The following is a 10,942-nucleotide window of genomic DNA, read 5'->3' as shown; positions in this document are numbered from 1 at the left end:
ATCCATTTCACGGTAGACGAGACGCAAGCGGTCGGGCCTTTGCTGCCCGGTTTTGCGCTTCCCCCCGGTATGGTCGGGCATGGGGCAAGGGGACGATGGCACGGTTTATATTGCCGTTTCTAACCATGATGAGGTTGCGGGAAATGTTGCAATTTTCGCGCTGGATCCGGGTACAGACCGGATACGGCTTTTGGGGGATCTGAAGTTGGTTTCTACGGCCGCCGGCAATTGGCGGAACGGCGAGAGCCACTACAAAGTCCACACTTTCCTGCAAAAGGCTTCGGATGGACTGATCTACTTTGCGACCATGGGGTCGGGCCGACCAAAGAGAGATCGCGGCGCCCACGTTTATGCGCTTGATCCGAGGATCGAAGAAATTCCCGACGTACGTTTGGCCGCGCCGTTTTCGATTGCGAGCACCCGCAAGGTCGGTCCGGGCAGCGGCGTTGTGGTCCAACAGCTTGGGATCAAAGGAATGGGGCTGCAGCCTGACTTTGCAGACGTGTTGTACCTGATGACCTGGGGGGCATGGCGGACTGCTTCGGTACGACTTGCGCATGGGATTTTTCACGGCATGGGCCATTCGGCGCGTGTTCCTTAGGTATTTCACGTGGATGGAGAGGGGGGATGTTTATTCCCCTGGCGGTCCACCGAACGAACCGCAGCCTTTCCTTTTCTACGATGTACAGACGGGAGAGGCCTCCGCTCTGGTATAGGGATTTGCCGAAGACGAAGAGGTTGGGATGATTGCGCCGACGGCCAATCCCGATATGCTTCTGGTGCTTCTGGTGCTTCTGGTGCTTCTGGTGCTTCTGGTGCTTCTGGTGAAGTCGAAAGATGTGTTTCTGATCCACACTGTGAACGAACGTCGATTGTGTGGCGGGACGTCGTGCGGTCAAGACTGTTGGCGGTTGTTCAATATGGCGGTGTCGCCTGATGGCACGGGTGTGTTTTTGTGTCGAGCTACAGCCACTCGGCGTTCTGGAGCGCGCCGGTGGGCGGCGTAAAGTGCATCGACGTGCTTGATATGGACAGCTTTCTTGATACGCGAAACGTTGCATTTGGCGGGTAGAACATCTGGGTTCGACAGAGGTTTTACCCGCCGGTCTGCACCCATGAGGGGAGCAATGACCTTGCGATTCCAGAGGTGACGGTGACGTAGGCGACGGCGGGCCAAATGCCGCTACTTGCCAACCTCATCAAACCCCTACATATCAGCGTTATGACCGATCTCGCACATATCCGTAACTTCTCGATCGTGGCCCATATTGACCACGGAAAATCCACTTTGGCGGACCGGCTTATCCAGCTGACGGGCACTGTCGCGCAACGCGATATGAAAGCTCAGATGCTTGATAGCATGGACATCGAGCGCGAGCGTGGGATCACGATCAAGGCGAACACCGTGCGGATCGAGTATCCGGCGAAGGATGGTATCACCTATATCTTGAACCTGATCGACACGCCGGGGCACGTGGACTTTGCCTATGAAGTGTCGCGGTCGATGCAGGCGGTTGAGGGGTCTTTGCTTGTGGTTGATGCCTCTCAGGGGTTCGAGGCGCAGACGCTGGCGAATGTGTATCAGGCGATTGATGCAGGCCACGAGATCGTGCCGGTTCTCAATAAGATCGACCTGCCTGCGGCGGATGTTGATCGCGTGTCGGAGCAGATTGAGGACGTGATCGGGATTGATGCATCGAATGCAGTGCAAATCTCGGCAAAGACGGGCGTCGGTATCCCGGAAGTGCTTGAGGCGATTGTGGCGCGGCTTCCGGCCCCGAAGGGCGACCGCGATGCGCCTTTGAAGGCGATGCTGGTCGATAGCTGGTATGACGCCTATCTGGGCGTTGTGGTGATGATCCGGGTGATTGACGGATTGGTCCGCAAAGGCGATCAGATCAAGATGATGCAGACCGGCGCGAAATACGGGATCGACAAGCTGTCGGTGCTGAAGCCGCAGATGGTTGACATCGCAGAGCTTGGACCGGGCGAGATCGGGATTTTCACCGCGTCGATCAAGCAGGTGCGCGACACCAAGGTTGGCGATACGATCACCCACGAGAAAAAGCCAACGGCCGAGGCTTTGCCGGGCTTTGCGCCGTCGGTGCCGGTGGTGTTCTGTGGGTTGTTCCCGGTGGATACGAACGACTTCGAGGACCTGCGCGACGCGATTGATAAGCTTGCGCTGAATGACGCGTCGTTCACGTTTGAGATGGAAACGTCTGCGGCTCTTGGCTTTGGCTTTCGGTGCGGATTCCTGGGACTTTTGCACCTTGAGGTGATCCGCGACCGGATCGAGCGGGAGTATGACATTGACCTGATCACCACGGCGCCAAGCGTGATTTACAACGTCTTCATGCGCGACGGCACGATGGTTGAGCTGCATAACCCTGCCGATATGCCGGATATGACCTACGTTGAGCACATCGAGGAGCCTCGCATTAAGGCGACGATTTTGGTGCCGGACGAATACCTTGGGGACATTCTGAAGCTGTGTCAGGATCGGCGCGGGGTTCAGATGGATCTGACCTATGCGGGCAGCCGTGCGATGGTGGTGTATGATCTGCCGCTCAACGAGGTGGTGTTTGATTTCTATGACCGGCTGAAGTCTGTGACGAAGGGCTATGCGTCGTTTGACTACCAGATGCTTGGCTATACCGAGGACGCTTTGGTGAAGATGTCGATCCTTGTGAACGACGAGCCTGTGGATGCGCTTTCGATGATGGTGCACCGGGACCGGGCGGATATGCGGGGCCGGGCGATGGTGGAAAAGTTGAAAGAGCTGATCCCCCGCCACATGTTCAAAATCCCAATCCAGGCGGCGATTGGTGGCCGGGTGATTGCCCGCGAAACGCTTTCAGCGATGCGCAAAGACGTAACGGCGAAGTGTTACGGTGGCGATGCATCGCGTAAGCGGAAGCTGCTGGATAAGCAGAAGGCTGGTAAGAAGAAGATGCGGCAATTCGGAAAAGTGGAGATCCCGCAGGAAGCATTTATCAATGCGCTGAAGATGGATGGCTAGAGCACGCGACGCGACGCGCTGGACTGGTTCAGAAGTTCTTTTGCAACGTCCAGACTGCGCTCAAAGCGCAGATGGCTGGCGAGGATAGGCCTTGGTCTACGCTCCATCTTTCCTAAAAGACTAAAGTGTTGCGTTGATCCGTTGAGACTTTCGCCAATAGCGGGTGTTCAGATTGATCCAGCCTCGACCATGTAGTTGTTTGCAGAGCACATTGCAGCATCGGCCGATGCAAGAAAGAGCACCATGCGGGCAACGTAGACCGGATCGATCAGGTCGGGCAGACATTGACGGTCTTGATGTTTTTCCAGCGCTTCCGGTGTCGCCCAGAGTGTCTTTTGACGCTCGGTCATGATCCAACCAGGGACCACGGTATTCACGCGGATACGGTGTTGGCCCAGATCGCGCGCCATTGTGCGGGTCAGCCCGTGGACCGCAGCTTTGGCAGTCGCATATGCAGGAAACCCGCCACCGGCCTCCCACCAGGAATTTGAACCCATGTTGATGATTGAACCGCCGCCGGCTGCTATCATATCGGGCGCCACCGCCTGAATCGAAAAGAACATGTGCCGAAGGTTGGTATGCATCCGCTCGTCCCAAATGTCGGGCGTCACATCAGCCCAGTCATGGCGATCGTCACGGGCGGCGTTGTTGATAAGGACGGAAGCAGGGCCGATCCGCGATTTAAGATTGCCGAGGCCGGAGCGCAGCGCATCAACATCCTTGAGATCGCATATCTCGTAAGTGATATCGCCGGGGGTTGCGTCCGTAAGCGCGGCGCTGGCCTTTTGGTCTATATCCAGGAAGCCAACCCGGCTTCCTTGCGAAGCGAAGGCCGCAACTATTTCTGCCCCAATCCCAGAGGCACCGCCAGAAATGAACACTGTTTTTCCCGAAAGACTGGGATAGCTCGCGAAGTCTTGGCGCATGTCTTTGACTCTTCAAATTGTTGTCTTTGTTTTTGAAAACCGGTTTTGCCGGAGCGGGGCGTCTTCATAGGGTCCGCATATGACTAAACACAGCCCTTAGAGATACCTCAAGGCTCGCCCGACATCATTCTACTTTGACCAGTCAATCAAGACTACCCGAAAATGGTGTGCAGGATGTCGGCTTGGAGCCTCTTTTGGTCAGGGCCTGCCACTCACCCAATCGCAATGACTTCGATGCTCGTTAGTTCAGGTTCACCGCCCCTAGCGCCGCTGCCTGCCGCGATCCATAATTTTCCATCATGCACGCAGCAATTGGTGCCATGTCGCGCGCGATTGAGCGGCGCTCCCATCGACCATTTACCCGCTGTTGGCTCAAAGATTTGCATCTCACTAAAGGCTTCCATCCGGCCCGCTTCGCCGCCCACGTAATGGATCTTTCCGTTTAAGACGCCGGTTCCGCCTGCTGCAGTCTGCACAGGCAATTGCTCGGCATGGACTGACTATTCCTTTGTGGCGAAATTGAACACATCAACATCCCCGATCGTAGCAAAAAACAGTGCGTTGTAATCCGTACCGTTGTGGCGGCCTGTCTCGCGCCCTCCGAAGAAAAAAAGATTGTCGCCGACAATCGCGCAGGGCGCATGGTCGCGCTTTTTGGGCGCGTCTGGCAAGATTTGCCACTCGCCGGTCTCGGGATTAATCCGGTCAAACCAGGCTTGGGTGTCTGCGTGATGCCCGTCCACAATGCCACCTACGACATAAATCCAGCCATCACTATGCAGGGCACAGCCCGATGCACCGCGCCGTCGCGCCTGTGGTATTTCAGGCCCCTCTAGCCAGCGATCGGCCTCGGGGTCATAGATGTAAACGGTCTCCAGAGGTGTTTCCCGCGGAAACAACCCTGTCATTGTGCCTAGGAGCCAAATTTGATGACCCACGATTACTGGCTGAAAGTGATGAATTTCGATCGGTGGCGGCGCGCCATGTGTCCAGGTGTTGGTTTCGGGATCGAATATATCCACCGGTTGGATCCGTCTTCCCCCAAACAGATAAAATTTGCCGGCATAGCAAGCGAAGCCGTTTTCATGACGGCAATGCGGTGTGCCATTGCAATCAAGCGTGACCCATCCGGGCATACAATTATCCTTAGCCTATTTTCGAAGACAGCCAGTTGACGCCAAGAAGTGCTGAGGAGCAATCTGGAATTTACGCCCCTTCCACCACAAGAAATGGCTTGGGAGGTCAGGCGAAAGAGTTCTGATACATCTGGTATCGGAAAAATCGCCGGCCATCACTTATGGTGCCGAACTCGCTTTGCCACGTATCAAACATGGGATCGCAGGATACGACGAAAATATCTACTAAAACGGGTTAAATGTAGATGGTTAGGCTTAATATTCGGGAAATAGGGCCGTGCCATACTCGATAGTGACTGTTCATGACGTGATCGAACGTCCCGACGCTTAGTTATCCCGATGGAAAGCAAGCGTTTTGTGAGTTCACCCAACTCGCCTGAGCCGCGCTTAAGGGTCGGGTGCCAGCCACTAGGTATCCGCCCAAAGACAACCCAAACCTGGCATGCATCAAGGCCCTACCTCTCAAACTCAGGAACTCTCCCGATACCCCATCCTATGGCGGCCCGAATGCTCTTTCTTACGCTCGCCATTCATATCTTCGTCGGCACCACACTTGCTGGGTCCGCTAGTATTGCGGCTTTGACGCTTGGGTTTGACACGGCCCAGGCGCTTGTCATCTCGGGCGCCGTTGGCTTTCTCGCCGCGCTCCCTCTTTCTTGGTACATTGCGAAGGAAACCCAGACGGGGGTGAAATAGAGGCCTGGGCGTCGCAATGGTACATGCGTCGGGGCCCCTTTCGCAGAGGGCCGCGGCGGCGCGCATTCGTCTCACACCACATTCCCGCCACAGTCTCGCGTTAGAGATTACCAGACCTGACATGAAAGAGATCTTGATATGACTGCTCTTATGAATACCTTTTCGACCAGCTCTGGCATCGCGGTAGCGGGCGTTCTGTGTGGCGTTGCACTATTATATCTTGTGGTGTCGCGCACTCTGAAAAAACGGAGCGACGAGAGCTAAGCGTGCGTGGTGTGAGCGGAGAATAGAACCAACCCCATTCTCCCCACACTTCCGTCAAATCCTGACCACAATCCTCGGCCACACAATCTCCGAACATCGTTTTTAGGGATGATATTATGGAAGTTGTTATGAGCCTTACGACCGCCGGATGGGCGGTTTTGGTCCTTGGTTACACCTCGGGCGTAATTTTGTTGTATAAGCTGATGGTGCGCACGCTGCGTCGCAATCGCAGCACGGATGCCTGACGCCTAAGGCCGCCAAGCAACGCTAACATAGACAGCGGCGGGAAAACTCCGCACAGTCCCCTCAAAACAGGAAGGGGATGTTTGCCATGTCACCAGAGCTTCGCCAGACGATCGTTCACGCACGCACTGCTGAGTATTCCGGTATTATGCGTACTGTCATATTTGCTTTCGCGGTGATCGGAGCGGCGCTTCATTTCGGACCGGGTGATTACTCCGCACCGCTTATGGTGCTGACGCTGACGGTGACCGCCTATGGTGTATTGGCGGGCGGATCGGCGCTTGATGACATTCACGCCCTGAAATCTGATATGACCGATGACTTTAAAGCGACGACTTATGGCGCGGGCGTTCTGGCGCGCGATATCTTGAAGCTGAAGCTGGCGTCTTCGGTGATGCTTGGGCTGACCGGGCTGGCTGTGGTGCTGGCTATTTTATTGTAAGGGCTTGGCCTTAAAACAGGTCGTTGCCGCGATCTTCAGCGATTGAGTCTGCGGCGACGGCTCCGACTGCGCCGATGGCGACGGGGACACAGCCCGAAAGCGCTGTGGCGCCGAGGATCAGGGCACAGATGCGTGTAAGATTTCTGGACATGCTTGGTCTCCTTTGAAGAGGAATTTGGCGGTCGCGTGGACGGTCGGCAAGGATAAATTGCGCGATGTCAGCGATTGATGTGGATTTCTCCGGGGTTGATGGAGTGGGATTGGCGTGATTCTATTGCGGCGGACAGCCTGCGGGTGTGACGCGCGGGCGCCGCAAAGGAGGCGTGGGTCTTGGCAATCTCTGGCGATTGAGTGCGGCGGCGGCAGCGGTGGTCTTGGGCATCGGGGTGGCTGAGGCGGGCGAGCGGGAGCGGCTCGGCTGGTCTTTGGCGATTTCTAACGATTCCATCGGGGAATTTCTGGACCGGTGGCAAAGCGCGTCGGTGCAGTATGGCGCGTTTTATGGGTCTTCTTGGGAGGGGGCGGCTCCGACGAGGTTCGGAGAGTTGTTGGAGTTTCGGTTTCGCACGGACATTTTGACGCCCTCGGACTTGGAAGCGCCTGACCCCAGCGATCGGCGGCATGCAGGCGTTTTGGCGTTTGGCGTGCATTCCCATAGCGCGCCAAGTGGTTTTGAGGTGCGCGGCGGCCTTGATCTGGTGGTTGTGGGGCCGCAGACGGGACTGCTTGATTTGCAGCAGGAGTTGCACAAGGCGTTGGGGTTTACGGTGCCGACGTTGGAGGATTTCCAGATCGAAGATACGGCGCGGCTTAATCTGAGCGGTGAGATTGGTCGGGTCTGGGATGTTGGCGCGGCGCGCGTGCGGCCATTTGTTGAGGCGCAAATCGGGATGGAGGACTTTCTGCGGGCCGGGCTTGATGTGACGTTCGGGCGCCTGGGGCGTGGTGATCAAATGGTGCGTGCCGTGACCACCGGACACCGGGTGCCGGTCGGGCTTGGGGGCGGTGATGCCGGCTTTAATGTGGTGATTGGTGCGGATGTGGCGCGGGTGGTGGACAGTATTTATCTGCCCAAGGCGCTTGGCTATGAGCTGACGCAGGTGCGCGCGCGGGTGCGCGCGGGCGTGCATTACGGGGCCTATCCATGGGATGTGTTTTACGGTTTTGCCTGGCTTGGCGAAGAGTTTGAGGCGCAGACCGAGGGGCAGGTTGTGGGGACGTTTCAGGTGGCCTGGCCGTTCTGACGCGACACCTTTTTTCTATGAGCATTGACAGGGGTGTGGTGCCGCTTTAAGCAGCGGACTTCATTGGTGTTGGTGGCCCTCGCAAGAGGTTCCCTGTCAGGCACAAGCGGTTCGCAAAAAACTGCCGGATGCCAGAGGACAACGCCCTTCATAGTCCCTTGTATGGGGACGCTCTAAGAAGGAGATCAGCCGTGACCAAACGCACGTCTGCCAAGTACAAAATTGACCGTCGGATGGGTGAAAACATCTGGGGTCGTCCGAAATCCCCAGTTAACCGTCGCGAGTATGGCCCGGGCCAGCACGGTCAGCGCCGCAAGGGCAAACTGTCCGACTTTGGTTTGCAGCTGCGCGCGAAGCAGAAGCTGAAGGGCTATTACGGCGATCTGACTGAAAAGCAATTCAAGCGTATCTTCACCGAGGCTGCGCGTGTGCGGGGCGACACGGGCGAAAATCTAATCGGTCTTCTTGAGCGCCGTCTGGATGCGGTTGTGTACCGTGCGAAGTTCGTGCCGACTGTGTTTGCAGCCCGTCAGTTCGTGAACCACGGTCATGTTCTGGTGAACGGCAAGCGCGTCAATATACCGTCCTACCGCGTGAAGGAAGGTGATGTGATTGAAGTGCGTGAGCGTTCCAAGCAAATGGCATTGGTTCTGGAGGCCGCTGGTCTGCCCGAGCGTGATGTTCCGGATTATCTTGAAGTGGATCACTCGAAAATGACAGCGTCGTTCGTGCGCACACCGGGTCTTGGCGATGTGCCTTACCCAGTGTTGATGGAACCGAACCTGGTGATCGAATATTACGCTCAGAACTAAGGTTCTTCAGAGCGTTAAGACGAAGGAAGGCCGCCCAACCGGGCGGCCTTTTGTTTTATTTTCTGCCTCCCGCAGAGGTATTTTTGACGCGGTGAAGGGCTTGAACCCTCAGGCAGCTTTTGGTGAGGTTCCGCCACCGTAGCGGCCGTAGAAGGTGTCGCCTGCTTTCGCGATCTCGCGCAGGAGCGCTGGGGTTTTGAAGCGTGGGCCGTGGGTTGCTTCAAGCGCGTCACAGATCTCGACGGCTTTGGCAGCACCGATCATGTCGAGCCAAGAGAACGGGCCGCCAGACCAAGGGGCAAAGCCCCAGCCGAGGATCGCGCCGACGTCGCCTTCGCGGATGTCGGTGAGGACGCCATCCTCGAAGGATCGGACGGCTTCGAGCACTTGTGCCATCATCAAACGGTGCTGGACGTCGGCGAGATCGGGTTGATCGTTAAGAAGCGGGTATTTTTCGTGGAGACCATCCCATGTGCCTGCACGTCGGCCAGCCGCGTCATAGGCATAAAACCCGCCCTTGGCTTTGCGGCCCAGACGGCCTTCGGCTTCGAGCCAGAAGAGGACCTCGTCGGTGGTCTGGTCCGCGTAGGCGTCGCCGATCGCGGCCTTGGTGGCGCGGGCGATGGAAGCGTTGAGGGTGATTGTGGTGTCGTCGGTCAATTGCAGCGGCCCAAGGGGGAAGCCGAGCAGTTTGGCTGCATTTTCGATAAGCGCTGGTTCGACGCCTTCAGCCACCATGCGGATGCCTTCCTTGCCGTAGGGCAGGATGCAGCGGTTGGCGTAAAAGAAGCGAGCGTCGTTGACCACGATCGGGGTTTTGCGAATTTGGCGCACGAAATCGAGCGCTTTGGCGACGGCGCGATCACCGGTGCGCGCGCCCTTGATGATCTCGACCAACAGCATCTTGTCGACCGGCGAGAAAAAGTGGATGCCGATGAATTGCTCTGGTCGTGCGCTGGCCTTGGCCAACTCGGTGATCGGCAGGGTCGATGTGTTGGTGGCGAAGATCGCTGTGTCGCCGATGATCGGTTCGACCTTTTTGGTCATTTCGGCTTTGACGCGCGGATCCTCGAAGACGGCCTCGACGACCAGATCGCAGCCTTTCAGTGCTTGCAGATCGGTTGTCGATGTTATGCGGCCCAAGACCTGTACCTTCTTGTCCTCGGTGACTTTGCGGAGCTGGATGCCTTTGTCGAGGATGCCTTCTGCATAGCCCTTTCCGCGGTCGGCGGCGTCCTGTTCGCGGTCGATCAGTACGACGTCGATGCCGGCATTGGCCGAGACATAGGCGATGCCTGCACCCATCATGCCTGCGCCGAGAATACCGACCTTCTGTACTTTTTCATCCTCCACATCGGGGCGGTTTGCGCCTTTTTCCAGCGCCTCTTTGTTGAGGAAGAGGGAGCGGATCATGGCCGAAGATGTCGGGTCCATCAGGATCGAGGTGAACCAGCGGGCTTCGATTTTCAGGGCGGTGTCAAAGGGCACAAGCGCGCCTTCGTAGATTGATGACAGCAGGGCTTTTGCGGCGGGGTAGACGCCTTTGGTTTTGCCGTTGATCATCGCTGACGCGCCGACGAAGGTCATGAAACCTGCGGGGTGGTATGGTGCGCCGCCGGGCATTTTCCAGCCCTTTTGGTCCCAGGGTTTAACGATCTCGCCATTGGTCGCCGACAGAACCCAGGCTTTGGCACTTGCAAGGAGGTCTTCGGCGGGGACGACCTCGTCAATCAGTTGCGCGGATTTGGCTTTTTTGGGGTCGAGCATTTTGCCTTCGAGGAGGACAGGGGCCGCATTCATTGCGCCAACCATGCGGGAATAGCGTGTGGTGCCACCCGCGCCCGGGAAGAGTCCAACAAGGATTTCAGGCAGGCCGATTTTGCCTTTCGGAGTGTCGGCCATGAAGCGGCGATGGCACGCCAGCGCGATCTCGGTGCCGATCCCGGCGCAGAGGCCCGCAATAGCGCACGCTATTGGCTTGCCACCCTTATTGGTCTTCGGCTCCATCCCAGCGCGTTCAATTTTGCGCAGGATGCGGTGGCCGTTCATGATGAAGTCAAACAGGGCAGGTGCGGGGGTGTCGCCGCCTTCGGCTTTGATTGTGGCAAGCGTTTTGAGGTCCATTCCACCGGCGAATGTGTCCTTGCCTGAGGTAAT

12 protein-coding genes are annotated in these 10,942 nt (G+C 57.1%); 7 read left to right on the top strand and 5 right to left on the bottom strand.

All coding sequences use genetic code 11. The annotated features are described in order from the left end of the window. Window positions 1–79: 79 nt before the first annotated feature. The 3 genes from Q1B15_RS01190 (at window position 80) to lepA (ending at window position 3,022) form a co-directional block, all read left to right on the top strand. Complete coding sequence (locus Q1B15_RS01190) at window positions 80–601, top strand: hypothetical protein (RefSeq protein ID WP_299748907.1); 522 nt, start codon at window positions 80–82, stop codon at window positions 599–601. A 142-nt stretch (window positions 602–743) separates the two neighbouring features. Next, window positions 744–1,007: a hypothetical protein gene (locus Q1B15_RS01185; RefSeq protein ID WP_299748904.1), complete on the top strand. Its 264-nt coding sequence runs from the start codon at window positions 744–746 to the stop codon at window positions 1,005–1,007. Window positions 1,008–1,222: 215 nt separating this feature from the next. Further along, the gene (lepA, locus tag Q1B15_RS01180; RefSeq protein WP_299749009.1) at window positions 1,223–3,022 is read left to right on the top strand and encodes a translation elongation factor 4; all 1,800 of its coding nucleotides are present in this window, start codon (window positions 1,223–1,225) and stop codon (window positions 3,020–3,022) included. Between the two features lie 167 nt (window positions 3,023–3,189). Here lepA and Q1B15_RS01175 read toward each other — a convergent pair whose 3' ends face one another. From Q1B15_RS01175 to Q1B15_RS01165, 3 genes are all read right to left on the bottom strand, one after another. Continuing rightward, window positions 3,190–3,948: an SDR family oxidoreductase gene (locus Q1B15_RS01175; RefSeq protein ID WP_299748901.1), complete on the bottom strand. Its 759-nt coding sequence runs from the start codon at window positions 3,946–3,948 to the stop codon at window positions 3,190–3,192. A 212-nt stretch (window positions 3,949–4,160) separates the two neighbouring features. After that, window positions 4,161–4,424, bottom strand: coding sequence for a hypothetical protein (locus Q1B15_RS01170; protein WP_299748898.1), 264 nt, complete (start codon window positions 4,422–4,424; stop codon window positions 4,161–4,163). A gap of 24 nt (window positions 4,425–4,448) precedes the next feature. Beyond that, window positions 4,449–5,084 (bottom strand): hypothetical protein, encoded by a 636-nt coding sequence (locus tag Q1B15_RS01165; protein ID WP_299748895.1) that lies wholly within the window; start codon window positions 5,082–5,084, stop codon window positions 4,449–4,451. A gap of 507 nt (window positions 5,085–5,591) precedes the next feature. Here Q1B15_RS01165 and Q1B15_RS01160 point away from each other — a divergent pair. After that, window positions 5,592–5,780, top strand: a complete 189-nt coding sequence (locus tag Q1B15_RS01160) for a CTP synthetase (protein WP_299748893.1) — start codon at window positions 5,592–5,594, stop codon at window positions 5,778–5,780. Between the two features lie 595 nt (window positions 5,781–6,375). Further along, the gene (locus Q1B15_RS01155) at window positions 6,376–6,729 is read left to right on the top strand and encodes a hypothetical protein (protein WP_299748890.1); all 354 of its coding nucleotides are present in this window, start codon (window positions 6,376–6,378) and stop codon (window positions 6,727–6,729) included. A gap of 10 nt (window positions 6,730–6,739) precedes the next feature. Here Q1B15_RS01155 and Q1B15_RS01150 read toward each other — a convergent pair whose 3' ends face one another. Next, window positions 6,740–6,880: a hypothetical protein gene (locus Q1B15_RS01150; protein ID WP_299748887.1), complete on the bottom strand. Its 141-nt coding sequence runs from the start codon at window positions 6,878–6,880 to the stop codon at window positions 6,740–6,742. Window positions 6,881–7,025: 145 nt separating this feature from the next. On the opposite strand from Q1B15_RS01150, the gene Q1B15_RS01145 reads away from it, so the two are divergent. Continuing rightward, window positions 7,026–7,973 carry a lipid A-modifier LpxR family protein gene (locus tag Q1B15_RS01145; RefSeq protein ID WP_299748885.1) on the top strand — a complete coding sequence of 316 codons (948 nt, stop codon included), beginning with the start codon at window positions 7,026–7,028 and terminating at the stop codon, window positions 7,971–7,973. A 191-nt stretch (window positions 7,974–8,164) separates the two neighbouring features. Beyond that, complete coding sequence (gene rpsD, locus Q1B15_RS01140; protein ID WP_299748882.1) at window positions 8,165–8,785, top strand: 30S ribosomal protein S4; 621 nt, start codon at window positions 8,165–8,167, stop codon at window positions 8,783–8,785. Window positions 8,786–8,893: 108 nt separating this feature from the next. Here the strand turns inward: rpsD and Q1B15_RS01135 are convergent. Next, window positions 8,894–10,942, bottom strand: a 2,049-nt coding sequence (locus Q1B15_RS01135) for a 3-hydroxyacyl-CoA dehydrogenase NAD-binding domain-containing protein (RefSeq protein ID WP_299748879.1), incomplete at its 5' end; no start/stop codon positions are given.

The organism is uncultured Boseongicola sp. (genome assembly GCF_937988555.1).
GTDB lineage: Bacteria > Pseudomonadota > Alphaproteobacteria > Rhodobacterales > Rhodobacteraceae > Boseongicola.
Note: the sequence above shows the minus strand (reverse complement) of the source record. Positions and strands in the feature narration are given on the sequence as shown.